At 69.5% G+C, this 25,195-nt stretch carries 21 protein-coding genes; 8 read left to right on the top strand and 13 right to left on the bottom strand.

Annotated elements, in window-relative coordinates; translation table 11 throughout:
• Positions 1-16 precede the first annotated feature (16 nt).
• The 5 genes from Ato02nite_RS37550 to Ato02nite_RS37530 all read right to left on the bottom strand — a co-directional run bounded on the left by Ato02nite_RS37550 (position 17) and on the right by Ato02nite_RS37530 (position 8,454).
• Positions 17-4,642 carry an NIDO-like domain-containing protein gene (locus Ato02nite_RS37550; RefSeq protein WP_213011450.1) on the bottom strand — a complete coding sequence of 1,542 codons (4,626 nt, stop codon included), beginning with the start codon at positions 4,640-4,642 and terminating at the stop codon, positions 17-19.
• A gap of 122 nt (positions 4,643-4,764) precedes the next feature.
• The gene (locus tag Ato02nite_RS37545; RefSeq protein WP_213011449.1) at positions 4,765-5,337 is read right to left on the bottom strand and encodes a DUF6886 family protein; all 573 of its coding nucleotides are present in this window, start codon (positions 5,335-5,337) and stop codon (positions 4,765-4,767) included.
• Complete coding sequence (locus Ato02nite_RS37540; protein ID WP_213011448.1) at positions 5,337-6,425, bottom strand: alcohol dehydrogenase catalytic domain-containing protein; 1,089 nt, start codon at positions 6,423-6,425, stop codon at positions 5,337-5,339. The genes Ato02nite_RS37545 and Ato02nite_RS37540 overlap by 1 nt, the downstream gene beginning before the upstream one ends.
• Positions 6,422-7,831 (bottom strand): aldehyde dehydrogenase family protein, encoded by a 1,410-nt coding sequence (locus Ato02nite_RS37535; protein WP_213011447.1) that lies wholly within the window; start codon positions 7,829-7,831, stop codon positions 6,422-6,424. Before Ato02nite_RS37535 ends, Ato02nite_RS37540 begins: the two co-directional genes overlap by 4 nt.
• Entirely contained in the window at positions 7,828-8,454 is a 627-nt protein-coding gene (locus Ato02nite_RS37530; protein ID WP_213011446.1) for a TetR/AcrR family transcriptional regulator, read from the bottom strand. Before Ato02nite_RS37530 ends, Ato02nite_RS37535 begins: the two co-directional genes overlap by 4 nt.
• A gap of 59 nt (positions 8,455-8,513) precedes the next feature.
• On the opposite strand from Ato02nite_RS37530, the gene Ato02nite_RS37525 reads away from it, so the two are divergent.
• Together Ato02nite_RS37525 and Ato02nite_RS37520 are read left to right on the top strand one after the other, a co-directional pair.
• Complete coding sequence (locus tag Ato02nite_RS37525) at positions 8,514-9,686, top strand: acyl-CoA dehydrogenase family protein (protein WP_213011445.1); 1,173 nt, start codon at positions 8,514-8,516, stop codon at positions 9,684-9,686.
• Positions 9,683-11,215, top strand: a complete 1,533-nt coding sequence (locus Ato02nite_RS37520; protein ID WP_213011444.1) for a long-chain-fatty-acid--CoA ligase — start codon at positions 9,683-9,685, stop codon at positions 11,213-11,215. Before Ato02nite_RS37525 ends, Ato02nite_RS37520 begins: the two co-directional genes overlap by 4 nt.
• Here the strand turns inward: Ato02nite_RS37520 and Ato02nite_RS37515 are convergent.
• Entirely contained in the window at positions 11,204-11,626 is a 423-nt protein-coding gene (locus Ato02nite_RS37515) for a (deoxy)nucleoside triphosphate pyrophosphohydrolase (protein WP_213011465.1), read from the bottom strand. The genes Ato02nite_RS37520 and Ato02nite_RS37515 overlap by 12 nt on opposite strands.
• Positions 11,627-11,808: 182 nt before the next feature.
• Here Ato02nite_RS37515 and Ato02nite_RS37510 point away from each other — a divergent pair, with 182 nt between their 5' ends.
• Together Ato02nite_RS37510 and Ato02nite_RS37505 are read left to right on the top strand one after the other, a co-directional pair.
• A complete protein-coding gene (locus tag Ato02nite_RS37510) occupies positions 11,809-12,123 on the top strand; it encodes a pterin dehydratase (RefSeq protein WP_213011443.1) in 315 nt (104 codons plus the stop codon).
• Between the two features lie 15 nt (positions 12,124-12,138).
• Complete coding sequence (locus Ato02nite_RS37505) at positions 12,139-12,501, top strand: PH domain-containing protein (RefSeq protein ID WP_203812376.1); 363 nt, start codon at positions 12,139-12,141, stop codon at positions 12,499-12,501.
• A 7-nt stretch (positions 12,502-12,508) separates the two neighbouring features.
• Here Ato02nite_RS37505 and Ato02nite_RS37500 read toward each other — a convergent pair whose 3' ends face one another.
• The 3 genes from Ato02nite_RS37500 to Ato02nite_RS37490 are packed head-to-tail and all read right to left on the bottom strand — an operon-like array spanning position 12,509 to position 14,959.
• A complete protein-coding gene (locus Ato02nite_RS37500) occupies positions 12,509-13,237 on the bottom strand; it encodes a Type 1 glutamine amidotransferase-like domain-containing protein (RefSeq protein WP_438873100.1) in 729 nt (242 codons plus the stop codon).
• A 2-nt stretch (positions 13,238-13,239) separates the two neighbouring features.
• Positions 13,240-14,073, bottom strand: a complete 834-nt coding sequence (locus tag Ato02nite_RS37495; protein ID WP_213011441.1) for a nucleotidyltransferase domain-containing protein — start codon at positions 14,071-14,073, stop codon at positions 13,240-13,242.
• A 49-nt stretch (positions 14,074-14,122) separates the two neighbouring features.
• The gene (locus tag Ato02nite_RS37490; RefSeq protein WP_213011440.1) at positions 14,123-14,959 is read right to left on the bottom strand and encodes a G5 domain-containing protein; all 837 of its coding nucleotides are present in this window, start codon (positions 14,957-14,959) and stop codon (positions 14,123-14,125) included.
• 143 nt (positions 14,960-15,102) lie between these two features.
• Here Ato02nite_RS37490 and Ato02nite_RS37485 point away from each other — a divergent pair, with 143 nt between their 5' ends.
• From Ato02nite_RS37485 to Ato02nite_RS37475, 3 genes are all read left to right on the top strand, one after another.
• The gene (locus tag Ato02nite_RS37485) at positions 15,103-15,570 is read left to right on the top strand and encodes a MarR family winged helix-turn-helix transcriptional regulator (RefSeq protein ID WP_213011439.1); all 468 of its coding nucleotides are present in this window, start codon (positions 15,103-15,105) and stop codon (positions 15,568-15,570) included.
• Positions 15,571-15,639: 69 nt separating this feature from the next.
• Positions 15,640-15,987, top strand: coding sequence for an ArsR/SmtB family transcription factor (locus Ato02nite_RS37480; RefSeq protein WP_213011438.1), 348 nt, complete (start codon positions 15,640-15,642; stop codon positions 15,985-15,987).
• Positions 15,974-16,465 carry an SRPBCC family protein gene (locus Ato02nite_RS37475; protein ID WP_213011437.1) on the top strand — a complete coding sequence of 164 codons (492 nt, stop codon included), beginning with the start codon at positions 15,974-15,976 and terminating at the stop codon, positions 16,463-16,465. Before Ato02nite_RS37480 ends, Ato02nite_RS37475 begins: the two co-directional genes overlap by 14 nt.
• A 49-nt stretch (positions 16,466-16,514) precedes the next feature.
• Here the strand turns inward: Ato02nite_RS37475 and Ato02nite_RS37470 are convergent, their stop codons facing one another.
• Positions 16,515-17,105: a TetR/AcrR family transcriptional regulator gene (locus Ato02nite_RS37470; protein WP_246607914.1), complete on the bottom strand. Its 591-nt coding sequence runs from the start codon at positions 17,103-17,105 to the stop codon at positions 16,515-16,517.
• A 64-nt stretch (positions 17,106-17,169) separates the two neighbouring features.
• Here Ato02nite_RS37470 and Ato02nite_RS37465 point away from each other — a divergent pair, with 64 nt between their 5' ends.
• Positions 17,170-17,625: a GNAT family N-acetyltransferase gene (locus tag Ato02nite_RS37465; RefSeq protein WP_213011436.1), complete on the top strand. Its 456-nt coding sequence runs from the start codon at positions 17,170-17,172 to the stop codon at positions 17,623-17,625.
• Here the strand turns inward: Ato02nite_RS37465 and Ato02nite_RS37460 are convergent.
• Genes Ato02nite_RS37460 through Ato02nite_RS52095 form a run of 3 tightly spaced genes read right to left on the bottom strand, consistent with a single transcriptional unit; the run spans position 17,622 to position 25,194 of the window.
• Positions 17,622-18,638 (bottom strand): hypothetical protein, encoded by a 1,017-nt coding sequence (locus Ato02nite_RS37460; RefSeq protein WP_213011435.1) that lies wholly within the window; start codon positions 18,636-18,638, stop codon positions 17,622-17,624. The two genes, Ato02nite_RS37465 and Ato02nite_RS37460, sit on opposite strands and share 4 nt — an antisense overlap.
• An 11-nt stretch (positions 18,639-18,649) precedes the next feature.
• A complete protein-coding gene (locus Ato02nite_RS37455; protein WP_213011434.1) occupies positions 18,650-19,279 on the bottom strand; it encodes a hypothetical protein in 630 nt (209 codons plus the stop codon).
• Positions 19,276-25,194 (bottom strand): toxin glutamine deamidase domain-containing protein, encoded by a 5,919-nt coding sequence (locus tag Ato02nite_RS52095; RefSeq protein ID WP_246607913.1) that lies wholly within the window; start codon positions 25,192-25,194, stop codon positions 19,276-19,278. Before Ato02nite_RS52095 ends, Ato02nite_RS37455 begins: the two co-directional genes overlap by 4 nt.
• Position 25,195 lies beyond the last annotated feature (1 nt).

The following is a 25,195-nucleotide window of genomic DNA, read 5'->3' as shown; positions in this document are numbered from 1 at the left end:
GGGGGTGTGATCCGGCTCAGCCGGCGACGGGCTGGGAGAAGGTGACAGCCTGTCCGGCACGAAGCGCGCGCATGACCGTCTCGTAGTAATTGATGCCCTGGCGATCCGGGCCCCACGTCCAAATCTCGATGTGGTTGTCGATAGCCGCCATGTCCGGCAGGTCCTTGAACACCACGGTCTGGTCACCGTTCTCGGCGAAGACGACCTCGAACGTGAATCGGACGTCGGGATGATCGGTGAGCACCACGTTCCGCCATTCGAGGACGGTCTTCCGGCTCGGCGCCGCACCGGTGTGGCCGGTCAGCAGCTGCGACTGGCCGTCGAGAACCACGTAGCTGGCCGGCCAGACCCACAGGCCGCCGCCCAACTCGGCGCCGGCGGCATCGGTGTTGAACTGGATCTGCGCCGTCTCCACCACGCCCACGCTCGAGACCTGACGACCGAAGAACGGCATTTCAAATCCCAGCGGTACGGGCACCGGGTCCTCGCCGGCGAGAGTTACCGGGGTCGTACCCGGGATGAAGGCGGTCGTGGTCGCCGCACAGCTGGCGTCCCAGTCATCGGTCCACGCCAGCAGGTTCAGGTCTACGTTCACGTCCTGATCGGCGACCACGTTCGGCTGGTTGGTGCGCACGCAACCGCCCAGCCCCCACAGGTCGTACGTTCCCTCCTCGACGTCGGGCAACTGGAACCGGGCGTCGCCGTCGGTCCACTGCTCGTGGCCCTCCATGTAGACGTAGGTGTTCGGCGCGATCTGGCCGTTGTAGTAGGCCGTCCCGGAGACCGTGTAGGTCGGGATCGGCCACGCGTCCTCGGGGTAGTCGAACGTCACGGCCAGGTTGCTGTTCAGGTCGGGCGTCTCGAACGAGTGCTGCACCGCGTACGCCCCGCCCGGGCTGGTGATGCCGACCGCGGCGACCCCGCCCATCGACTGGTCGTCGTAGAGACCGGAGTAGTTGAAAGTGATGTCGCCGTTGGCGATGAGCACGACCTCGAAGCTGAAGCGGGTGGCGGCCGCCGGGTCGTCCCACCAGAAGCGGATGTTGCGCCACTCGATCACGAATCGCTGGGTGGTTCCGCTTCCCTCGGCCTTGGTGTAGACGCCGGCCTGATCGTCGAGGTACAGGTCGGCCCAGAACGGGATGAGCCCGGCTACCGGCGCGTAGTCGCGGGCCGGCAGGCTGACAGGCGAGTAGCCGATATCGCCGTGCGGGTCCACCAAGGTCATCGCGCCGTTCGACGAGACCCACCCCTGGTCGTACGACTTGCCGAAGTAGGGCATCGAGAATGGCAGCGCGATCGCGTCACTGACCACGTCATCGCCCGTCAGGTTCAGCTTCGTGGTGCCCGCGATGAAGGGTGTGTTCGCGGCCAGATCACACCGGTAGCCGAAGCGGTCGATCGTCGACGGTGCGGGCGCCAGGTTCACGGTGGTCGCGGCGCTGGTCCGAACCGCGGAGGTGGCGATCCGGTTCGAGCAGCCCGAGCCACCGAAGGCCGCAGTCACGACGTAGTCCTGATCCGCCAGCCCGGTGAACGAGTAGGCGCCGGCCGCATCCGTGGTTCGCGTCAGATCACCGGGCGTCAACGAGACCGTGACACCGCTCAGGGGGTTCCCGGTTTTCCAGTCGGTCACCTGGCCGTTCAGGGCCGGTGCCTCAGCGAACTCCAGGTCGACCCACACGGCCGGTGATTCGTTGCCGGCCGAGTCGATGGCCCAGGCGGAGAACCTCGGCTTGTCGACGAAGGACGACGTGGCGGTCACGGTGGCCCACTCGCCCGGGTTCGGCAGTGTCACGGTGACCGGCGGGGTCGAACCGAGCTGGTACTTCACCTTCGTGACGGCGGGGTCGCCAGCAGCGCTGATCACCAGTTGCAGGTTCTGTCCGACATACGCCTTGGTGCCGCCGTTGTATGACAAGCTCGGCGGGTTCGGGAAGCCGATCAGCTTGAACTCGCTCTCGGCGCTGTTCAGCGCCCGCCCGTAAATCCGGACGTCGTCGATGGCCCCGGGGAAGTAGCCGCCCGAGCCCATCCGGCCGATCGTCACCGTTCCGGTGGCGTCGAACGTGGTCGAGGTCGCGGTGGCCGTCTGGGCGATGCCGTTCACGTAGAGACGCAGGGCATGCGTGGTGCCGTCATAGGTGGCCAGCAGCCTGGTCCAGGCGGTGGTGGACGCGACGTCGTTGGACACGACCGCCACGGTGGTCGGCGAGCCCACATCGGACTGCGCGACCGCGAACCGCCACTTCTGGTCGGCGACCGAGTAGCTGAGCAGATAGGCGGAGGTGTTCGCGCCGTTCTGGGCGACCACCACCCGCTGCCCCGAACCGGCCAGGGAATCCAGCTTCACGGTGGCGGCCACCGTGAAGCTGCCGTTGGAGTGCACGGTGGTGGCGGCGCCGGTGTTCGGGTCCCGGGTGACGATCGGCCCGGTGGTGACGGCGGACTGGGAGGTGCCGTTCAGCTGCAGAGCAAAGCCGTAGCCACCACGCCCCGTCGCCCAGGTCCCGGTGGGGGTGACCGGGTTGCCATGCCCGCTGACGTCAGTGCCGTCCGACCGATCGAAGGTCCAGCGGGCGTCCGGCCCGGTGCCGGCCCGGACGCTGAAGGTGTAGTCGAATGGGGCCGAGAAGTTGCCGGCTTTGTCCCGCGACCACACCCGCAGGGTGTACTGCTGGTCGACCGTGGGCGTGATCGAGATCGTTGCGGTGGGGCTCGCCTGGGTGGCCGCGACCTGGTTGGCCGCCGCCGCGCTGATGGCCGGGTCCAGCGTCCACGCGTACCCGGCGAAGTCGGTCGGAACACCGCTTGGCGGTTGCAGCACGAAACTACCCGCGGTGCCGACGCCGCCGTGCAGCTGGCCGTCGTTCGGGTAGGTCGTCGAGATCACCCCGCTGGGCGCACCCGGCGCCGATATGTCGACGGTGAACTCGCAGTTCGCCGAGTACTGGCCGTAGTCGATGCCGTCGTGGGTGATGGCCTGCACGATGTACTTGCCACCGTCGGCCAGCTTCCCGGCCGGGATGGTGGCGTTCGCGTACTGCCCGGAGACGATCGACGCTTGCGAGACCGTCTGGGTCCCGGTCCGGGCGCCGCCCTGGTTGTACCAGTAGAACCAGCCCTTGAGCAGGCGCGCCGTGCCATCGGGGTCGGTCTGCCGGGCCTTCAGCGCCGGCGTCAGGGTTCGGATGTACGGCTGACCGGCCCCGCGCGTGCAAGGCTGACCGCCGACCGTGATGGTGTCGGGCACGTTCGGGTACGAGTTGTAGATGACGGCGAGCAGCGCCGTACCGGCGTCGAACTTCTTCCACTGGTTGACGGTCGTCTCGTCGACCGCCCGGAGCCCGAAGGTGAGGGTGTTGCTGGTGCCACCGGCCGCGGTCGACACCGCGGAGGTGACGCCCCACTCGGTGCGCCGCCGCACCTTGTCGTGGGCGTGGCTGTTCGCGGTCGCGACCACCCCGCCCCAGCTGCCCGAGTTGTTCGACCAGGTGGTGCTGGAGCTGATCGCGCCGGCGACCCGGACCTGGGTGCCGTAGTCGTTGTTCGTCCAGGAGTAGACGGTGTCCATCGACAGCTTGGCGTCCTGGATGTGCTTGCTCCGCAGGCTGGAGATCCCGAAGGAGAACAGCGACCGGTAGATCATGCCGGTCGGGTCGTTGGTGTAGCCGACCTTCGCGCACTGGATCGCCCCGTACGGATCCGGGCAGTCGGACCGGTCGTAGCTCCAGTAGGACTGGGACGGGTACTTGCTGTTGATCATCGTCCAGGCCGTGCGGCCGAGCGCCGGGTCGATGTAGACCGGGAACTTCGTGGCCGGGTCCCGCAGCATCGCGGTGTCCGGCTGGATGACCAGTTCATCGCCGGTCAGCCGGAGCGGCATCGCGCGCCGGTTGGCACCCGGGGTGACCACCCGGGCGGGCCGCCGGTCACCGGACTTGGCCGAGTCCCACATGACCGGGTTACCCGAGCCGAAGAGCGTGGCGCCGGCGCCGTCGACCGCGGTCAGCGAGCCGGTCGTGTCCTGGCGGAGCCGCAGCTTGGTGGTGGTCGTCCGGAACCGGACCGCGGACAGCGCCGGGTTGGCCGCGGCGGTGGTGTTCTTGACCACTAGGACCTCGGAGAACCCTTCGGCCCGGGCGGTAAGTACCAGGTCGACGCCGGGCAGGACCTCGGCGTACGTGGCGTTGGCGCCGGCCAGGGTCGGGACCGGAAGCGCGGCGGGCCAGTGCAGGCCCAGCTCGGACTCGCCCTTGCCGATCGTCGCGGCCGCGCCGGTGCCGCCACCGGAGAACGAGATCCGCATCGAGGTCGCGGCCGGCGCGATCCGCCCGTCGGCGTCGCGGTGCAGGGTCGGATCGGGCTTGACCCAGCGGCCGGTCGAGTTCTTGACCCGCTGTACGGTCGCGGCGCTCTCGGCAGTGAAGGAGCCGTTCTGGTTGGCGAAGACCCGGGTCCGCTCGCCGAGTTCGGAGAGCACCTCGACCCGGCCTCGGCAACTCGCCGCGGCCCGCGCCGCCGCCGTCGCGTCGGCGGCGCTGTCGGGACAGCTTGCCTTCGGCGCCGCGGTCGCCGAGGGCGCCGCGCCGACCACCGCTATCGAGCTGGAAGACAGTAGAAATGCGACGAAAATGGACATGCAGGAACGCGCCCGCTCACGCACCAACGCCACCGTCTTCCCCGTGAAGCCACAATGGATGGGTTGGCGTTCCGCCCCAGCCGAACGCTTGATCGGGACAGTAGGCACGGGATGACGCATCGTCAAGTAGTTGAATATCTCGATTGGTCTGGCTCTGGGCGTGGCGCCGCATTGCGCAGGCGGATGCCGCTGTGACCTAGGGTGCCGGCGGTGACCGCGTCCCAGAACGGCCATAAGTTGGGCAGCAGGCGTAGCTGGATGCCGGCGGCGGCGTGGCAGTCGATCAGGTTGCCGACCGGCTCGGGCGGCCCGAGCGGAACCACCGGCTCGGTCGACACCATGGCGTGCGGTTCGGCGGCGGGTGAGGCGAGCGGCTCGAACGCCTCCGCCGCGAAGCGGTACGCGTACAGCCTGGTGGTGCGCATCGCGTCCCACCAGGTGTACTCGATGGCGTGCACCCGCTCGCCGCCACCGGGACCGATGATCCGGTCCCGATCGGCGTCGGTCGTGCCCTCCCGCACCCAGGCCATCGCGCGCGGGCACTGACGCGGAAACCAATAGCTCGGCGCGCTGCGCGCATCCACCGCCCAGACGTACGGCGTGGTCTCCGCCGAGGTCGGCGCCACGTGCGGCGCGAAGCGCTCGATCGTCGGATCCTCCGAGAAGTGGAGCACCTCGCCCGGCGCCGGTCGCATCAGAGCTGGACCACCGAGCGGGCGCCCTCCCCACGGGACATCCGGTCGAAGGCTTCGGGCACGTCGGCCAGGGTGATCCGGTCGGAGATCAGGTGGTCCACCGACAGCTCGCCGGAGAGGACGTCGGCGGCCAGCCGGGGAATCTCGGTGTCGAAGTCGGCGGCACCGTACACCGACGAGCGCAGCGTGCGGGACGAGGAGAAGATGTCCAGCGCGGAGAGCTGGACCAGGTCGTCGTTGCTGCCCATGCCGACCACCGTGACCCGGCCGCCGCGGCGGGTCGCCCGCCAGGCCGCGCGGATCGTGGCGGATCGGCCGACGCACTCGATGGCGTGGTCGGCGCCGCGGCCCGAGGTGCGGACCCGGATCTCCTTGGACAGCGCGTCCGAGGACACCACGAAGTCGGTCGCACCGGCCGCCTCGGCCAGGCCCTTCTTGGCCTCGGACACGTCCACCGCGATCACGTCGGCGGCGCCGGCGGCGCGGGCCGCGGCGACCACCGAGAGGCCGACGCCGCCGAGGCCGATGACGACCACCGACTCGCCCGGGGCCACCTGGGCGGTGTTGCGGACCGCGCCGGTTCCGGTGAGCACGCCGCAGCCGAGCAGGGCGGCCTTTTCGAAGGGCAGCTCGGACGGCACCCGGATCACCGCGTTGGCGGGAGCCACCACGTAGTCGGCGAAGGCGCCCAGGCCGAGCGAGACATGCACCGGGGCGCCGTCCAGGGTGATGCCGTTCTCCAGGGCGGCCACGCCGGACGAAGTGGCGCACAGCCACGGTTCGCCGCGCTCGCAGAACCAGCACTCGCGGCAGGGCGGCTGCCAGTTGAGCACGACGTGGTCACCGACCGCGGCCCGGGTGACGTGCTCGCCGGCCTCGACCACCTCGCCGGCCGCCTCGTGGCCGATGACCAGCGGGTACGGGGATCGGACGGTGCCGTTCACCATGGACAGATCGGAGTGGCAGACGCCGGCCGCCCGGATGCGCACCCGCACCTGGCCGGGGCCGATCTCGGGCAGCCGCAACTCCTCGACGGCCGGCCGCTCCCCGGCCGATCGCACGACCACCCCGTTGAAGTAAGCGCTCATCGTTGAATCGCCTTCGTTTGCTGGAACTCGGCCAGACCGTACTCGCCCAACTCCCGTCCGACACCGGACTGCTTGTATCCGCCGAACGGGGCAAACGGGTTGAAGGCGCCACCGTTGACGTCGACAGCACCCGTGCGCATCCGGCGGGCGACCGCCAGCGCACGCGCGTCCGATCCCCACACGCCGCCGGCCAGGCCGTAGCGCGAGTTGTTGGCGATCGCCACGGCGTGGTCGTCGTCGTCGAACGGGATGATCGACAGAACCGGCCCGAAGATCTCCTCCTGGGCCAGCTCACCGGCGGGATCGACGTCGGCGAACACGGTCGGCGCCACGAAGTAACCCTTGCCGGGGACCGGCGCGTCCAGGCCACCGGCGACCAGGCGGGCGGTGGCGCGCTCGATGAATCCACGCACCCGGTCCTGTTGCCCCTTCGACACCAGCGGCCCGAGCCGGGTGCCCTCGTCGAAGGGGTCGCCGACGGTGTAACCCGCGGCGGTCTTGGCGGCCAGCTCGACCGCCTCGTCGTAGTGCGAGCGGTGCACCAGCATCCGGGTCCAGGCCGTGCAGGTCTGCCCGGAGTTGAGGAAGGCGTTGCCGACCCCGACCTTCACCGCCTTCACCACGTCGGCGTCCTCGAGAATGACGTTGGCCGACTTGCCGCCCAACTCCAGGGCGACCCGCGCGATCCGGTCGGCGGCCGCGTGCGTGATGGCCCGGCCGGTCGCCGTCGAGCCGGTGAACGACACCATGTCGACGCCGGGGTGACCGGCAATGGCCGCGCCCACCTCGGCGCCGGTGCCGGTGACCAGGTTGAGCACGCCGGCCGGCACGCCCGCCTCCTCGGCCGCGTCGAACAGCAGGTAGGCCACCAGCGGCGTCAGCTCGCTGGGCTTGAGCACGACCGGGCAGCCGGCCGCCAGGGCCGCCGCCACCTTCGCCACCACCTGGTGCAGCGGGTAGTTCCACGGGGTGATCGCACCGACCACGCCGACCGGCTCGTGGACGATCAGGGAGTTGCCGATCGTCTCGTCCGGCACCGGGCGTACGGCCAGGTCGGCGTACCCACGGAGGACCGTGAGCGGAAGTCCGGCCTGGACCGCTTTCGCGACCTTGAGCGGCGTGCCCAGCTCGAGCCCGACGGTTTTCGCGATGTCGCCGGCCCGGGCGGCGAGGGCGGTGTGCAGGCGGTCCAGAACCTCGCCGCGCTCGGCCATCGAACGGCCGGCCCAGCCGTCGAAGGCGGCCTGCGCGGCGGTCACGGCCCGGTCGACGTCCTCGGCCGATCCGGCCGGCACCTGGGCGATGGTTTCCTCGGTGGCCGGGTTATCCACAGGGATGGTTTTCGAGGTGGACGGCGGCACCCACTCTCCGCCAATGTAGAGGAGCGGACGGTCGAGCGAGGTCATCGGCGGGTCCCTTCGAACTGAGCCAGCAGGCCGTTGATGAGCAGGTCGAGGCCGAGGGTGAAGGCGCCTTCGTCCACGGCTTCATGATGCGCCGCCAGACGGGGCGCGTTGTGCAGATGGGGGTAACGGTCGTAGAGCTCGGGGTCGATGTCGAAGCCCAGGGCGAACGAACCGAGGGCGGAACCGGTCACCAGGTAACGCATGAGCGCGCCGATGTGGGTGGCGCGCGCGGGTGGCCAGCCGGCGTCGACCAGCGCGCCGAAAACCGCCTCGGCCATGGCGAGGCCGGCGGGGCGACGGCCGGGCCCCTGCGCCAGGACGGGCACGACGTTCGGGTGCGCGGCCAGCACCGCGTGATATTCCAGGGCCCAGCTCCGGAGGGCCTCGGGCCAGGGCTTCTCGCCGAAGACCGAGAGGTCGACCTGTTCGACGACGGCGTCGGCGACCGCATCGACGATGTCGGCCTTGGTCGGGAAGTGGTTGTAGAGCGACGGGCCCTGCACGCCGAGCTCGGTGGCGAGCCGGCGCACCGACAGCGCGTCCAGGCCTTCGGCGTCGACCAGGGCGCCCGCGGCCGCCACGATGCGCTCGCGGGTGAGCAACGCCTGCCTCGGTCGGGCCACAGGATTCTCCAAGGAATTCGCACTGGACGTGTTAAAACTTACACCGCTAGTTTAAGCACATGGACTTCTCGCTCACCGACGAGGAACGTGCGATTCGCGATACGGCTCGTCAGTTCATCACCAAAGAGGTCATGCCGCTGGAGCAGGAGGCGCTGCTCCGCGAGCGCCGCCATCAACCCGGCCTGGAGCTCAGCGAGCTTCGCGAGCTGCAACAGAAGGCGAAGAAGTTCGGCTTCTGGGGCCTGAGCACCCCGGAGGAGTACGGCGGGATGGATCTCCCCGCCCTCCTCCAGTCGCTGATCTGGACCGAGGTGGGCCGCACCTTCGTGCAGTTCAAGTTCGGCGGCGAGGCCGACAACATCCTGTATTACGCCAACGAGGACCAGAAGCGCGAGTTCCTGCTGCCCACCATCGAGGGTGAGCGCATCTCCTGCTTCGCGATCACCGAGCCGGGCGCCGGCTCCGACGCCGCCAACATCAAGCTGCGGGCCGTCCGCGACGGCGACGACTGGGTGCTGAACGGGGAGAAGACGTTCATCACCAACGGCAACGACGCCGACTTCACGATCGTCGTGGCCGTCACCGACCCCTCGAAAAAGGCCAGCAAGGGCGGCGCGACCGCGTTCCTGGTCGACAAGTCGATGGGCTGGCGGTCGGAGTTCATCCAGACCATGGGCGAGGGCGGGCCCGCCTCGCTGATCTTCGAAGATGTGCGGGTTCCGCACCGCAACATCCTCGGCGAGATCGGGCAGGGCTTCGAGCTGGGCATGAAGTGGATCGGCAAGGGCCGCTACCTCATCCCCTCCAACGCCCTGGGCATTGCCGAGCGGGCGCTGGGCATGGCGATCGACTATGCGAACACGCGCGAGACGTTCGGCGCGAAGATCGGCACAAACCAGGCACTTCAGTGGATGATCGCCGACTCCGAGGTGGAGATCGAGGCCGCCCGCTGGCTGATCCTGCGCGCGGCTTGGACTGTTGACCAGGGCTGGGACCCGAGGCACGCTTCATCGATGGCCAAGCTGTACGGCGCGGGCATGGTCAACCGCGTCGTCGACCGGGTCATGCAGATCCACGGCGGCATGGGTTACACCCGCGAACTCCCGATCGAGCGCTGGTACCGGCAGGTCCGCCTGATGCGGATCTACGAGGGCACCGACGAGATGCAGCGGCTGATCATCTCCCGCGACCTGCTCCGCGGGTACACGAAGATCGGAGGGCACCTGGCATGACACAGTTGTCGCTGGCCACCGTCCTGGCCGAGGCGGCCCGGAAATATCCCTCCCAGCTGGCGGTGATCGACAGCGCCACCGGCGAGCGGGTCACTTACCGCGATTTGTGGTCCCAGACCCTTGCCTACGCCGCAGGCCTTAATGAACTCGGCGTCGGGCCCGGCGACACCGTTGCCATCCAGATCCCCAACCTCGCCGACTTCCCCCGGGTCTACTACGCCGTGCTCGCGGCCGGCGCCACGATAGTCCCGATGCACCTGCTGCTCACGCCGGAGGAGAACGCGTACGTCCTGCGGGACAGCGGCGCCACGCTGCTTGTCGCGCACTCCTCGCAACTCGCCAACGCCACCGCAGCGGCCGCGCTGACCGGCACGAAGATCGTCTCGGTCGGGCCGGCCGTGCCGGGGGTGGAACGCCTCGAGGACGCCGCCGAGCAGGGCGTGCCGCTCCGGAGCTACGTGAGCCGTGAGGCCGAGGACGTGGCGGTCGTGTTCTACACGAGCGGCACCACCGGCAAGCCCAAGGGTGCCCTGCTCACCCACCTCAACCTGGTGATGAACACCATGGTGAACGTCTTCGACATCCATGACCTCAAGCAGGGCGACGTGGTGATGGGCTGCCTGCCGCTGTTCCACACGTTCGGGCAGACGGTCGGGATGAACGGGACCTTCCGGCTCGGCGGCACGCTCGTGCTGCAGGCGCGCTTCTCCGGTGAGGCCGCGATCGATCTGATGGTCAAGGAGAACGTGACCATCTTCCACGGCGTCCCGACGATGTATATCGGGCTGCTCGAGGCCGCCCCCAAGGCCGACCGTCTTCCGCAGTTGCGGCTGTGCGTGTCGGGTGGCGCCTCGCTGCCGGTAGCCGTACTCGAAAAGTTTGATGAGGTTTTTCAGGCGAAGATCTTCGAGGGGTACGGCCTCTCCGAGACCTCGCCCACCGCGACCACCAACCAACCGGCGTTCGGCACCAGGGCCGGCACCGTCGGCCACCCGATCTGGGGTGTCGAGGTGGAGATCGCCCGGGCCGAGATCGACGAGCGGATCGAGCTGCTGGACGCCGGTGAGCTCGGCGAGATCGTGATCCGCGGGCACAACGTCTTCGCCGGTTACCTCAACAACGACGAGGCGACCGCGCAGGCCGTGGTGGACGGCTGGTTCCGCACCGGCGACCTGGGCACCAAGGACGCGGACGGCTTCATCTCGATCGTCGACCGCAAGAAGGACCTGGTGATCCGGGGCGGCTTCAACGTCTACCCGCGCGAGGTCGAGGAGGCGCTCGCCCGGCACCCGGCCGTCGTGCAGGTCGCGGTGATCGGCGTGCCCGACTCGGTGCACGGCGAGGAGATCTGCGCGGTGGTGGTGCCCGACCCGGGCGGCGTCACGGCCGAGGAGCTCATCGAGTGGTCGAAGGAGAAGCTCGGCCGCCACAAGTACCCGCGGCAGGTGCGCTTCGTCGAGTCGCTGCCGCTCGGCCCGAGCATGAAGGTGCTGAAGCGGGAGCTCCGGAAGACGTACTCAGAGCAGTAACGGCGGTAGCGCGGCGACGATCGGCTTGTCCGCGGGGAGCCAGGGCACACTGTCCAGCTCGTCCGCGGACAGCCAGCGCATGGCGGTGTGCTCGAGCGCCTGCGGCTGGTCGTCACCGAGCAGGGTAACGGCGAAGACCCGCAGGACCGCCCGGCCGTGCGCGAGCGAGACGTCCGGGCCGATGCGCTCGCCGACCTCGACGCGGACGCCGAGCTCCTCGACGCACTCGCGGGCCAGGGCCTGCTCGTCGGTCTCGCCGGGCTCGACCTTGCCGCCGGGGAACTCCCAGCGGCCGGCCACCTCGGGTGGTGCGGACCGTTCGCAGGCGAGGACGCGACCCTCGGTGATGATCGCCGCCGCCACGATTACTTTCCGTGACTTCACGGCGCTGACGTGCTGTTCCCCCGGCATGAGATCAAAGCTTCCCATAAAAGTTCACCGTTCAGGTTGTCCGAGGCGTCCCGATCGTCACGCAAACACGTATATGTGGGCGTGGACATGATTGTCGTGGAAGGCAAGACTGTGGGCACCGACCATGACGACACGGCGACAGTTTGGCCACAAGCCGGCAACGACGCCTAGGGGGTGCGGCGATGCGGGCCAGAAAACGACGGGGTACCCGCTCCGACTATCTGACCGACGCGATAGGCCTACTGAACGGGTGGACGCGTGACGGCGTTCAGCTGAAGCGCGAGCTGGCGTGCGACGAAAGTCAGCATGCCGCATTGACGGAACGAATCAAGGTGGCGGCGGACACACTGCACATACGCCCCAGCATCCGGCGCCTCGACGGTCACACTCAGATCTGTTTGGGCGATCGAGACGGCGACGCCATCACCGACGGTGAGGTGACCCTGGCCGCGCGGATCGAGGATTTCTACCGCACGGTGATCGCCAGCACGCCGTAGCTACGCTCATGCCCCATGAGCGACGTCATCTATGACAACAAGGGCCAACTCCAGCAGATCCAGAGCGGCCTGCTCGAGGGCGAGCAGATCATCGCCGTCTACGACGCGATCGGGGCCGGCACCGGCTTCATCGGGCTGACCAACCGGCGGATCATCATCCAGGACAAGTCATTCGTCGGTAAGCGGTTCGCGATCACCAGCATCCCGTACAGCAAGGTGAGCAGCGTCAGCGTGGTCAGCAACAAGAGCTGGGCCGGCGAGTTCTTCTCCTCCGGCACCATCGTGATCACCGTCGGCACGCACCAGCACGAGGTCGAGTTCCGCGGCGTGGAGAAGACCCAGCACGTACACAACGTGATCTTGCACTACGCCGCGTGATCCTGCTTTACGCGGCACACCGGAGCACCCGGGTGGGCAGCGGCGTCTCCACTACCGAGCCGTCCGCTGTCCTGGTCACCTCGTACCCCTTCGGCCCCTCCCGGTCCGCGACCACCTCGGCCAGGGTGGTGCCCCGGTAGAGCAGGCCGGCGCCGTCGTCGGTGGCGTACCCGTCGCCCAGCGTGCCGTTGCCGATCAGCTCGTGCATCTTCGGCCGCCGCTGCGCCTCGGCGTCGTAGTGCACCCCGTTGCTGTACGGCAGCCAGCCCAGCCCGTCGGTGAAGCCGCGCAGCTCGGGACCGTAGCTGTCGGTGCTGCCGCCCTGGTGCCAGCAGATCGATCCGGCCGAGACGCCGCCCAGCACGACGCCCTCCTGCCAGGCCTCGTGCAGGATCTCGTCGAGCCCGTGCGCCCGCCAGACCGCGCACAGGTTGGCGACGCTACCGCCCTCGACCCAGATGACGTCCTGGTTCAGCAGATGTCCGCGAATGTCCGCGATGTTGGGCATCGGGAACAACTGCAGGTGGGACGGGCGAAACGCGGTGCCGGCGAACGCCGCGTAACAGGCTCCGATCAACGTTTGCGGGTCACCGGTGGCCTGGGTCAGGAAGCAGATCTTGGGTTCCGGCGAACCGGAAAGTTTACCGGCAAAGCGGTGGATCAGGCCCGGACGAAGGTCATAGGGGCCACGCGGTCCCCGGATGAATCCGGCACTTCCGGCGAGGATCGTAGGCAGCGTCACCGCATCATGATCGCGCACGCGTCGGCGGTCTCCAGCACGAGATCCGCGGCCACGTCGATCGCCTCGGACAAACGCAACGGGTCGCCGTCGATCCCGGCGAAGGCGGCGTCGACCCGCTGCCGGAACCGCTCCGGCGCGCCCGGCAGCGCGGCCGCCGCGGCCACCGCGCCCTTCTCGTTGATCAGCCAGCGGCCGGCCGCACCGTGCAGGGCGTGCGCGCACACCCCGACCATCCGGAAGAGGCACCCGGCCACGTAGGCGGTGTCCCGCCTGGAGACCGCCTTGCGGGCCAGCGCGACCAGGAAGTCTGCCTCCCAGAGGCCGTTCACCAGCGCCTCGGCCAGTTTGGGCGGGAAGACGAGCAGTTTCTCCCGCAGCGCGGTCAGCTCCCCGGTGGGGTCCACCAGGATCCGGCTGAGCGCCAGCTCGCCCGCGTACGTGTGGTCGGGGAAGCCGAGCGGGTGCCCGGTCTGCTGATGGAACCCGTACCGCCCCTGTTCGGCGTCGGCCCAGACGCCGAGCACCCGGTCGAGGTCGCGGTAGATCCAGTCGACCGGGTTCCCGTCGATCTTGAGCCAGCCGCCGCCGTCCACCCACGGACCCCAGCCGCCCGGCGCGGTGACCACGGCCGACGGCCCGGCGACCGACTTGGCCAGCCGGTCCAGCCGGTCGACGTCGAGCGGATGGCGGTAGTAGAGACCGACGTCGGTGTCGGAGTCGTCGGCGTGCGAGCCGCGCGCCCGGCTGCCACCCAGCACGATGCCGACCGCGCCGGGCACCTCGGCCACCCGGCGGGCCAGCTCGATCAGACGTTCATCGCTCAGCGGCACGAGATCCAGTCTTCCCCTGGTCCCCCGTTCGTGCCCAGCGGATTCTCGCTCAGCAGGCCAACTCCGGGATTTCGGCGAGGAGCGCCACGTCGGAATCGAGAACGGTGACCGACCCGCCGAGACCGACCACACCGGTCTCGGCCGACTCCGGGCACCCCGCGTCGCGGCCCAGCGGCACACAGACGTGCAGCCCGCGCCCGCACTCGGGATCGCGGTCCGCGAAGCGCTGCGTGCCGAACGCCACGATCCGGTGCTGCGGCTGCTGGGTGACGGTCGCGTCGATCAGATCGCGCGCGACGGTCCGGCCGTCGGTCACGGTGACCTGGTAGCGCAGGGTCTCCACGCCGGGCACGCCGGGCGCCTCGATCCGCTTCTCACCGCGCGGCAGGCCGGGGTCGCGGACCAGCCGGGTCTCGAACGGGATCTCCCGGGTCTCCACCTCGGTCCGGATGGTGGTCACCGGGGCCGCGACCGTCCCGGGACGTGCGGCGGGCGGGGCCACCGCGGCCCGCGGGGCTGCCGCCGCCGGCGGCGGGTCGATCAGCGTTCCGGTCGCCGACCTCGGCGGTGGACGGTATCCCCCGGGATCGCGGGTGGCGGTCCGGTCGGCCGGCTTCGCGCCCCGGGCATCGGCGTCGACGGGTGCCGCATGCCGGCCGAAGACGGGCGGCCGGACCGCCGCCGCCCCGCCGCCGGTCTGCGGCATGGCCGGTGCGGCCACCGCCGCCTGCCCGGCCTCGGTCACGATCCGGGAGTTCTGGTCACCGCCCATGGTGAAGGCGGCAACGCCGGCGGCACCACCGCCGACCACGATCAGCAGCGCACTGGCGCCGACCGCCATCCGTACCCCGAACGGCAGCCTGGCCCACCAAGACTTTCGTGGCATTTCGAGCAGTTGCCGCCATGAGTCACTAGTTGTCTGGTTTTGCACCAGAGCATTGTGCATTGCGTAGCTTGGAGAGCAAGCATCCCCCAGGCCACACTGGCGAGCCGATCAAGCGCGTGCGCCCCGGTCGTAGGATCGAATTCATGTCCGCCCCAGCACTCCCACCAGGGATCACTCCGCTCACCGCGGAGGAGGAAGCGGTCATGCGTGCGCTGGGCCGCCTCATGCTCGTGCTGCCGAGAGCCCTGACCACCGACCTCGAGCGCGATCAGCGAATGTCCGCGAGTGAGTACAGCGTGTTGCGCAACCTCTCCGAGTCGCGGTGCGGTTCCATGCGGATGACCGAGTTGGCCCTGGCCTGCGACATGTCCCTCAGCGGGATGACCCGGCTGGCCGCCAAGCTCGAGGCGCAGGGCTTCCTGAAACGCACCAAGTGCGACTCGGACGCCCGCGGCTGGAACGCCGTACTGACCGAGCAGGGTCTGGCCCGCCTCGAGGAGGCCTGGCCCACCCACCTGGCCAGCGTCCGCCGGCACATCTTCGACCACCTGGCCGACCTCGACCTCCCCACGCTGGCGAAGGCGCTCAACGCCATGGCCGGAGACGACTGAAAGATCAAGACCTTTCCTTCCGTACGCATGACGGCTTGACGTATTCCGTTATGGGTATATGGTTTGGGCATGGCACGAGCGGCAACCACGACGGACGCGTTCAATGCGGTGGCCGAGCCCCGCCGCCGGCAGATCCTCGACCTGCTGGCCCAGGGCGAGCGCCCGGTCAACGACCTGGTCGTGGCACTCGGCCTCGCCCAGCCGCAGGTCTCCAAACACCTGCGGGTGCTGCGCGAGGTCGACCTGGTGCGGGTCCGCGACGAGGGCCGGCACCGGCTCTACCGGCTGAACGCCGGGCCGCTGCGCTCGATCCACGACTGGCTGCGCAAATACGAGCAGCAGTGGAACGCCCGTTTCGACCTGCTGGACACCGTCCTGGCGGATCTCAAAGAGGAGGAAGCAGATGGCACCGACTAGTGGCTCGGCCAAGGTGACACTCCCGGCCGACAACCAGATCCTGATCACCCGCGAGTTCGACGCGCCGAGGCACCTGGTGTGGCGCGCCTACACCGAGCCCGAGCTGATCAAACGCTGGTGGTCCGGCGAGCGCGGCTCGGTCACCAGCGTCGAGGTCGACCTGCGGGTCGGCGGCAGCTGGCGCTACGTGATGACCGCCAACGGCGGGTTCGAGGTCGCCTTCCACGGCGAGTTCCGCGAGATCGCCGCCCCGGAACGGCTGGTCAACACCGAGGCCTTCGAGGGCATCCCCGACCCCGACGGCAACGCCGCGCTGGTCACCGTGACACTGACCGAGAAGGACGGGCGCACCTACCTCGAGTCGCTCACCGAGATGCGCGACAAGGCGGGCCGCGACGCGATCCTCGAGTCCGGCATGGAGAGCGGCATGCAGGAGTCGTACGACGCGCTTGAGCGGGTAGCGATTTCGCTGTCCTGACGGCCGACGACAGGGGCGGCGGATCCGCCGCCCCTCGCCGCCTCTGTTCTCAATCCGCCAGCCCGTACGCCGTCAAGGTCGCGCCCAGCAGCTCTTCCTGCAGGTCCGCCGGGTAGGCGGCGGGGTCGGCGGCGGCGAACGCCGCCGCGCCCTCGACCATGGCGCCCAGCGCGACCGCCACGGTCGCCGCCCGCGCCGCCGGCCACTCCGGCGCGGCCGCCCGGACCAGGCGTTCCAGCCGCTGCCGCCACAGCCCGTTGTTGCGGCGGTGAATCTCGATCAGCTCGTCATCGGCGAACGCGGCGGCCAGGAACCCGATCCACACCACGCTGCCGTTGATCGATTCGGCGTCGATCGCCATCCCCTGGCGCAGCACCGCGCGCAACGCCTCGCGGGGTGAACCAGCCGCGGCCTCGAGCGCTTCGACCCGGCGGCGGCTGGTCTCGTGCAGCAGCTCGCGCGCGTGCCGCAGCAGCGCCCGCCGATTGGGGAAGCGGTGCATGACCAGCCCGGTCGTACAGCCGGCCGCGGTCGCGACGGCCCGCACCGTCAACCGCTCCAGCCCCTGCTGGGCGAGCACGTCCCACACCGCGCGGGACAGCGCTTCCTCCTGGGCGGGCCGATCCGCCGTACGTGACACGGGTCTCGCCTCCTCTTTCCGTAACGAATGTTACCGTAACGCTTGTTACGAGGAGGGATGCGCGATGACCTGGACCATCGAGCAGCGAGACTGGGACGACCCGGCCGGAGCGGCCCTGCGCGAGGCCCAGCGCATCGAGCTGGACGCTCGCTACGGCAGCGACGACCACGAGCCCGGCGCCATCCCCACGGCCCACGACATCGACGTCTTCCTGGTGGCGGTATCCCCCGACGGCCAGGCGATCGGCTGCGGCGCCCTGCGCCGGCTCGACCAGGCGTCGGCCGAGGTAAAACGGATGTACGTGACACCCGCGGGCCGCGGCTCGGGCGTAGCCACCGCCATCCTGCGAAGCCTGGAGTCCGAGGCGCGAACCCGAGGCTGGACCACGCTGCGCCTGGAGACCGGCACAGCCCAGCCCGACGCGATCCGCTTCTACGAACGCGAGGGGTACCACCCCATCCCGCGGTACGGCGCGTACGTCAACTCGGACATCTCGGTCTGCTACGAGAGGGCGCTCTAGGAGCCCTGGAAGCGGTCCCGCACGGACGGGATCGGCGTGCCCGCCAGCTGCGGCGGAAGCGCGAAGCCGTCGGCGTAGAAGTCCGGCTCGGGCAGCGCCCGGATGACCTCGTCGAAACGCAGGGTGTCGCCCTCCTCCAGATCGCCGACGACCACGTTCTTGCCGTCCGCGCCGTACTCGAACAACATGCCCGCCTCGTCCGGCATCTCGTCCCAGAACTTCGTGATGACCCGAAGCTCCCCGTCCCCGTCGTACTCCAGCATCATGACCGCCTCGTCATCCGGATCGACGAGTTCGGTCGAGTACGCGATCGGGTGCCCGTCCGCGGCATACCGAGCCATGAACCCCCACCGAAACCCGGCCGGTGCAGGCTCCTCGCGGAGAACGGCGAACTCGATCCCGGGATGATCACGGGCGTGCTCAGCACGGATCGATCCGAGCTCGCCGGCGAAGTACCGGATCTGAATCAGTTCGCCCTCGCGATACCACTCCTGGCGCACCAGGTGTCCCGACGAATCGGACAGTGCTCGCGAATACGAACCCGAGGCGCGGGCTTCATCCTCGGTCACTTCCTCGTCCAAACCGGAGTCTCCGGCCCGGAACCACACGGTTCGCGACGGCGACGGAGCGGTCTCCGCGACCCCGCCTTCGCGCAGAAGCCGGTCCTCGTAATCGCATGCCGCCACGGCCGGAAGTCCGCGCCGCCACAGATCCTCCAGAACCGCGGAGACGAAACCGACACGCCGGTCCAGATCGACCCCCGGCGCGAAATAGATCTCCGCCACGTTGTCGAAAAACAGAAACCCGCCCCGGCGGACCGTCTTGTCCCCGCCGCCGGCGTCATCGTTGTCGTCGACGAGGATCTCAAGGCCATCGGCAACGACGCCGTCCTCGGAGACCTCGCCACCGACCGCGCCCGCGATCCAACCGCTCAACTCATGCCGGCCGGCCGCCCCGTCCACGAAGACCTTGCAGTCCAACTCGGAGAGGTCGACCTCGTCGTGCGCCACCATTGACCCGTTTCCTACTCGGGTTCGAAATGGTCGCGCACCGACGGGATCGAGGTGCCCGCGAGCTGCGGCGGAAGCGCGAAGCCGTCGGCGTAGAAGTCCGGGTCGGGCAGCGCTCGGAGCACTGCTCCGAAGGGCACGCTCTCGCCTTCCTCAAGGTTGGTGACGTCGACGTTCTTGCCGTCCGGCTGGTACTCGAAGACCAGGCCGATCGAATCCACCGACTCGTACCAAAACTTGGTGATGGCGCGGAGGTCACCGGTACGGACGTAGTCCAGATTCATGATCTCCAGATCAGCCGGATCGAACAGATGAATCATGAACAGGCGCAGGCTGCCGTCGGCGGCATAGCGGGTGGTGAACTCCCAACGGAAGCCGCCCGGGGCGGCCTCGGTGCGAACGATGGCGAAGGTGCTTCCGGGATAGTCACGGACATGGTCCGCGATGATCGATTCGCTCTCGCCGCTGTAGTAGTAGACCTCGTGCAGCCCGTCACGGCCGTACAGCTCGAGTCGCACAAGAGCGCCGGACGGGCCGAGAAGCCTTCGCGAATACCTCTCCGCGCCCTGGACCTGGTCCGCCGTTGCCTCGACCGGCGAAGTCGGATCCCACCCCAGAAACAGTTTGCTCTGCAAGCCGCTCACGCCCGCCCCACCGTCACGTCCATCCACGGATACATCATCATCACGCTGGATTCTTTCATCACCGAAAAATCGATGGCCGGGACCGAGAACTCCCGGGCGAGTGAGATGACCTGCTGCGAGAACGTCGGCGCTGTCGGGTCCGGGCGGTCGGCATAGTACTTCGACACGAAGCCACTGCTGACGTTGCCGGCCAATGCGGAAAGCAGCCCGTCCACTGCCCTCGGATTCGCGCGCGCCTCGATGCCGCGCCCACACCGTGCGGCGTACGCATCGAAATCTTCATCCGAGACGATTACCGCGAAATCGACATCCCCGGCATTCGGAGTCCGGAGCGACGACCCCTGGACCACCACCCGGCCGTTCGGAATACCGAACGCTTCGGTCAGTCCGTGGAGCCGGTCGACAAACTCCAGAAATTGATCACGACTTTGGAAATGATGTGGATAGCCCCGCGGCTCTACATCACCCGTCCAGTTGTCCATCTGTTGTTTCACTTCGTCAGGGGTGAGCGCCGCCTTTCCGTCCGGGCGCTTCGGCGGGTTGGGGTCCTTCTCGATCGAGCCGGCGGTGATGAAATCGTCGATCTGCTCGGGAGCCAGGCCCAGTTGCTCACCGTGCCGGTGCATGTCCGCGCGCTGCGCGCCGTCGTAAACGTCGGGGTTCGGGCCGCCGGCCGGCTCCGCGGTGACGAACGGGCCCTCGCTGGTCGTCAGCGGACGCGGCCGGGCCTGGCCGTCGACGACCAGGGCGTCCATACGGACGACGTCGGACGGGTAACCCTGGCCGGTGTTCGTGCGTAGCGGGGACGTCGCGCTGATGGTTCGGTTTTGGGCGTCCAGGTAGAGGATCGTGCCGTTCTGGTTTATCGCGGCTATCGCGTGGGTTCGGCCGGCCTGGTCCTGCGTGGTGACGAAGGCGAACGAACCGTGGCCCAGGCCCAGCAGGTGGTTGTGCAGTCGGCTCTCGGCCAGCCGTACCTCTGCTCGCTGGTCCTGCGGGTCCAGCGAGCTCACGTCGGTCAAGCCCTCGAAGCGGGCGCCGGTCGTGTTCTCGATGCGGGCCGTTACGCCTCGCTCGGCGTCCATCGGGCGGCTCGGGTCGCCGTTGTGGTAACCGTCGAATGTGCGTGGCGCGGACACCCGGGGGCGGCCGTGCATGTAGCTGTCGTACAGCGAAAGTACCGTGTCGCCGCAGTTGATCGAGCGGGTCGGGTCGGCCTCCGGGCCGCCGTCGTTGACCAGGTCGAACCATTCGCCGGTGCGCGGGTCGGCGTGCCGGATCGGGTTGCCGTCGGTGTCGCGCGGCATGGCGCGTTCCAGGTCGGTCTGATGGATCCGCAGCGGCGGCCGCAGTCCGCCGCGCTGGTTGTAGCGGCGAGTCGTGTCGATCGAGCGCGGTCCGATGTCGCCGGTCAGCGCGGAGCGGTCGCCGGTCTCCACCGGGCCGGGCGCCAGGTCGCTCCCGCCGTGATTCTCGTTGACCTGCTCCCAGTCGTTTCCGGTCAGCTCGACGTCGCCGATCTCGCCGCCGCGCTCGACGCCGGACGCCCGGTCCTCGAGGTCCCGCCCCTCCTCCGCCATCCGGTCGCGGTCCGCCGCGTGCCGGTCGGCCTCGGCGTAGTCACCGCGCTGGTCGGCGTCCCGGACCCGCTTGTTCAGGTTGCGCGCCTGATCGTTCACGGTCGCGGCCTGGATGCGCAGATCCTCGGCCAACTGCTGCCGGTGGGACTCGTCGAACTCCCGCCGGGCACGGTCGGTCGCGAAGTGATAGTCGGCCTTCGCCTGATGCTCCGCCGCCTGCCGCGCATCCGCGTCCGGCGTCGGCTCGGTGGTCAGCTCGATCCGGGAGTCGGCCGCCGTGTCCCGCGGCGCCGGATCCAGCGCCGACAGCGGATCACGGTTCGCCGAACCGCTCGTCGAGTCGGGATCCAACACCGACAACAGGTCGAAATCCGGGCGCTTCGGCGTCGGCTGCGTCGTGGTCGGGCTCGCCGATTCGTCCGTACGGGTGGGGAAGCCGTCCCGCGACACCGGCGGATCGATCTCCGTAGCGTGCGGCCGAACCGTGGCCTCCGCCTGGGTGTCAACCGTCGGCTGCCGGGTCGTGGGCGTCTCCGGCTGTCGGCTGTCCACCGGCGGATCCGGCGGCGGCGGGTTCACCGGCGGGGCTGGTGGCTGCGGATTCACCGGCGGGGCCGGCGACGGTGTGACGACCGGCGGGGCCGGCGGCTGCAGGTTCACCGGCGGGGCCGGCGGGGCCGGCGGCTGCGGAGGTGTGGCCTGCTGGTTCGCCTGCTGCTGGAGCAGCGCTTGCTGTTGCTGGTAGGCGAGCGGCGGCGGGGGCGGTGTGGTCCGTCCGCTGTACGGCGACGGCGCAGTGTTCGGAACCGCCATCGGGTTGCCCTGGCCGTCGACCATGAGCGCGTGGATCCCGACGGCGTTGGCGCCGTTCGGCGCGCCGGTGTGGCCGTAGAGCGTGCGATGACCGGGGCCGCCGGTGAAGTTCGTCGCGTCCCGGCACTCGCCGGACTGCGGGTCGAGGAAGAGCACCGCGCCGTTGTGGTTGACGGCGTTCCACGCGTGGGCGCTGCCGTTCTCCCACTCGGTGACGATGACCGCGGTGGAACCGTGGCCGCCCTGCAGGAGGGTGCGGGCCAACGCCTCGAAACCGCGGTCGATGTCGGCCTTGACGTCGGCGTGCGGCTTGGTCGGGTCGGACGGCGTGACGTAGGTGAAGCCGCTGCCGGTCGCCACCTCGGCCCGGTTGGTGCCGCTCGTCTCGCCCGCGTGCACGTCGGCGCCGTACCGGTAGTTGTCGACGGTGCGGGGCGCGGAGACCGTCGGCCGGCCGTGGAAGTAGGTCTCGAAGAACGACAGCGCGCAGTCGAGGCAGTTGAAGCCGCGGGTCGGGTCCGCGACGGAACCGCCGTCGTTGAGGAGCTTCAGCAGCGGCCCGCGCGGATCCGGGGTGCGCACCGGTGCGCCGTTCTGATCGCGGGGCACCACCTGTTCCAGGTCGGCCTGGTGCATGGCGAGCGGCCGGCGCAGACCACCCGGGCTGTTGTAGTTCCGCAGGGTGCGCGAGTTGGGCGGGTTGGGGCCGCCGGTCAAGGCGGAATGGTCGTTGCTCCAGATCGGAGCGCCCGAGAGGTAGCCGCGGTCGGTGTTCGCGGTGGCGAAGTCCACCGGGTCGAAGTACGGCTTGGTGGTGTCGACGAGCGAGAACTGCTGCCCGGCCAGGTAGGCCTTGACCTGGTCGCGACGCCGTACGGCATCGGTTTCCTGCTGTTGGTAGGCGGCCTCCAGAGCCCGGAAGCGGTCCGCCTTCCGGAACTGGAAGGTGAACTTGGCCTTGCGCGCCTCTCGCCTCGCATCGGCCTGCGCCCGCTCCAGTGCGGCGATCGCCCTCTCGTGACGCCTCAGCGCGCTGGTGGAGATCCTGCTCAGAACGATCTGCTTGTTCTGCGCCTGCTGGTCGAAATAGGCCTGTTCGAACCGCGCCTGCTCCGGCGTCCTGGACGTCAGGTGAGGATTGGCATGCCCCGACCTGGCGACGAACACTGCCGGGTCGGTGCGGTCACCGTCCGATCGCGGCCGATCCGGCGAAGGCGTGTCCGGCCGGCCCGGCTGCGCGGGAGCCGACGTGGACGGGCCGGTGGCCGCGTCCGGGGTGACCGGACCCGGCCGGCCCGGATCCGCCGGGCCCGGTGCCGGCCTGGTGGGCGACGTTGTCTCCGGCGCGGTGGTGGTGCCCGCCGCGGCCACCGGCGCCTCGTTGCGCGGCCGGCTCGGATCGTTGCCGCTCGGGCCGTTCGCGTTCGGGCTGCTCGGGCCAGGCCCGCTCGGACTGGGGCTGCCGTCGACGTTCGGTCCGGCGCCGCTCGGGCTCGTGACGTTGGGCCCGGCAACGCTCGGGTTGGAGACGCTCGGGCTGGTCACATTCGGCCCGGCAACACTCGGGCTCGTGACACTCGGGCTGGTCACGCTCGGTCCGGTGATGCTCGGGCTGGTCACGCTCGACCCGGTGATGTTCGGGCCGGGCGCGCTGGAGCCGGCGATGTTTGGGCTGGTCGCGCTCGGCGCGGACACTGTCGGGCCCGAGGTGCTCACGCCGGTTGTCGAGCTGATGGTCGAGCCGCCGGAGCGGGTGCCGCCGGTGTCCAGGCTCTGCGGCGAGGTCGCGGTCGGTGACGGGCTGCTGGTCGTCGAGACGCTCGGTGACGGGCTGCTGGTCGCCGAGACGCTCGTCGCCGGGCCGGTGACGGCGGGGCTGCTCGTCGAGGTGCTGAGGCTGGACGGGCTCGGGCTGCCGCCGGCCAGTGACACATTGGAGCTCGGTGAACCGCCGGTGGTCACCGAGGCGCCGGTCGAGACCGGGCCGGCGGCCACGCCGGGACCGGCATTCTGGGCGAAAGCCACCGGTCCGCTCGTCTGCGTGCTTGCGGAGGTGGAGACCGGGGTGGAGGCCGACACGCTGGTGTGCGCGGTGGCGTCGACCGCCGGGGCGGCCGCTGCGAGCGTGGCGCTGCCGGCGGAGTTCGACGAGGTGAAGTCCGCCGCGGGCGCGCTCGCCGAGGCCGAGGTCTGGGCATGACTCACGGACGGTGACGTCACCGACGAGGCCGTGCTCGTCCCGGAGCCGTCGGCGGCCAAGGACGGCGCCGAAACCGAGGCCGACGCCGACGCCGACGCAGGCGCGGAAACCGAGGCTGGCGTGGAAACCGAGGCCGACGTCGAAACCGAGGCCGGTGTGGATACCGAGGCCGATGTCGCGACCGCCGGCGACGAGGTGGGCGAACTGCTCGTCGAGGTCACTGTCGATCCGGAGGACAGGTCGGAGATCGCGGTGCTGACATCCGTACCGGAAGAATTTGAAACGGCGGACGGAGCCGACGGCAAGTCGCTCAGCGTGAGGTCGCCGGCGCCGACCAGGCTGGCACTCATGCCTTTGAAATCGTGGTGGGTGTTGCCGACTGCCGTACCGGAGACGCCGGAAGTGGCGGATTTGGCAAGGCTCTCGAAGTCCGACAGATTGCCGGTGGCGGCCGAGCCGCCCAGGTCGCCGAGGACCTCGGCCGCGGCGCCCCGGAAGATGCCGCTGCGGTGGCCCGCGCCGATGTTGGCGCCGTGGGCCGCGGCGCCGCCGGCCGCGCCCGCGCCGGTCGACCAGGCGAGGTCGGAGAGGCTGATGCCGTCGGCCCGGCCGGTCATGTTCTGGTAGGTCTGGACGCCGAGGTTGGTGAGGAACTCCTCGCGGGCCTCCTCCCGGCCTTCCTTGAGGGCCTTCTTGCCGAGCTGCTTGAGGCCCTTCTTGGTGAGGATGTCCTTGGCGACGCGCTTACCCATGTCCTTCAGGCCCTGCTTGATGGCCTTCTTGGCGAGCTGCGCGATCAGCTTCTTGAAGATCTGCTGGATCGCCATCCGGGTCGCGGCGATGAGGCCGCCGGCGGCCGGCGAGGCGGCGCCCAGGGTCAGCGCGACGGTGACCGCCATGCCGATCAGCTCGATGACGAAGATGCCCAGCTCGATCCACGCCTCGAGCTTGGCGCCCTCGATGTCGCGGCCGCAGCCCTCGACCATCTTGGCCATCTCGTTGGCGAACTCGATCAGCGCGTTGAGCGGGGCCTCGTCACCGTCGGCGACTTTCTGCCAGGCGGCGATGAACGCCTCGATCGTGGTGCCCGAGCCGCCGTAGGCGTCGATGATCCGCTGGGCCGCCTCGGCGGCGTCGTCGCGTGGCGCGGCCATCGCGCTGACCAGGTCGTACCACTGGTCGGCGATGTCCCAGGTGACCTTCTCGTTGCCCTCCGGCCAGTCGAAGCCGACCACCCATTCGAGAGCGTCGTACGCCCAGCCAGGAAGATCCCACGGAGAGTAGTCGAGCGGGTGCGGAATCGGGCTCGGCAGGATGGTCATC

The organism is Paractinoplanes toevensis (genome assembly GCF_018332695.1).
Lineage (GTDB): Bacteria > Actinomycetota > Actinomycetes > Mycobacteriales > Micromonosporaceae > Actinoplanes > Actinoplanes toevensis.
The sequence above is the reverse complement of the archived record's forward strand: the minus strand, read 5'-3'. Positions and strand labels throughout refer to the sequence as shown.

Coding starts and splice junctions, on each gene's coding strand:
- Ato02nite_RS37550 (WP_213011450.1), bottom strand. CDS start 4,642: ATGTCCATTTTCGTCGCATTTCTACTGTCTTCCAGCTCGATAGCGGTG.
- Ato02nite_RS37545 (WP_213011449.1), bottom strand. CDS start 5,337: ATGCGACCGGCGCCGGGCGAGGTGCTCCACTTCTCGGAGGATCCGACG.
- Ato02nite_RS37540 (WP_213011448.1), bottom strand. CDS start 6,425: ATGAGCGCTTACTTCAACGGGGTGGTCGTGCGATCGGCCGGGGAGCGG.
- Ato02nite_RS37535 (WP_213011447.1), bottom strand. CDS start 7,831: ATGACCTCGCTCGACCGTCCGCTCCTCTACATTGGCGGAGAGTGGGTG.
- Ato02nite_RS37525 (WP_213011445.1), top strand. CDS start 8,514: ATGGACTTCTCGCTCACCGACGAGGAACGTGCGATTCGCGATACGGCT.
- Ato02nite_RS37520 (WP_213011444.1), top strand. CDS start 9,683: ATGACACAGTTGTCGCTGGCCACCGTCCTGGCCGAGGCGGCCCGGAAA.
- Ato02nite_RS37515 (WP_213011465.1), bottom strand. CDS start 11,626: ATGCCGGGGGAACAGCACGTCAGCGCCGTGAAGTCACGGAAAGTAATC.
- Ato02nite_RS37510 (WP_213011443.1), top strand. CDS start 11,809: ATGCGGGCCAGAAAACGACGGGGTACCCGCTCCGACTATCTGACCGAC.
- Ato02nite_RS37505 (WP_203812376.1), top strand. CDS start 12,139: ATGAGCGACGTCATCTATGACAACAAGGGCCAACTCCAGCAGATCCAG.
- Ato02nite_RS37490 (WP_213011440.1), bottom strand. CDS start 14,959: ATGCCACGAAAGTCTTGGTGGGCCAGGCTGCCGTTCGGGGTACGGATG.
- Ato02nite_RS37485 (WP_213011439.1), top strand. CDS start 15,103: ATGTCCGCCCCAGCACTCCCACCAGGGATCACTCCGCTCACCGCGGAG.
- Ato02nite_RS37480 (WP_213011438.1), top strand. CDS start 15,640: ATGGCACGAGCGGCAACCACGACGGACGCGTTCAATGCGGTGGCCGAG.
- Ato02nite_RS37475 (WP_213011437.1), top strand. CDS start 15,974: ATGGCACCGACTAGTGGCTCGGCCAAGGTGACACTCCCGGCCGACAAC.
- Ato02nite_RS37465 (WP_213011436.1), top strand. CDS start 17,170: ATGACCTGGACCATCGAGCAGCGAGACTGGGACGACCCGGCCGGAGCG.
- Ato02nite_RS37460 (WP_213011435.1), bottom strand. CDS start 18,638: ATGGTGGCGCACGACGAGGTCGACCTCTCCGAGTTGGACTGCAAGGTC.
- Ato02nite_RS52095 (WP_246607913.1), bottom strand. CDS start 25,194: ATGACCATCCTGCCGAGCCCGATTCCGCACCCGCTCGACTACTCTCCG.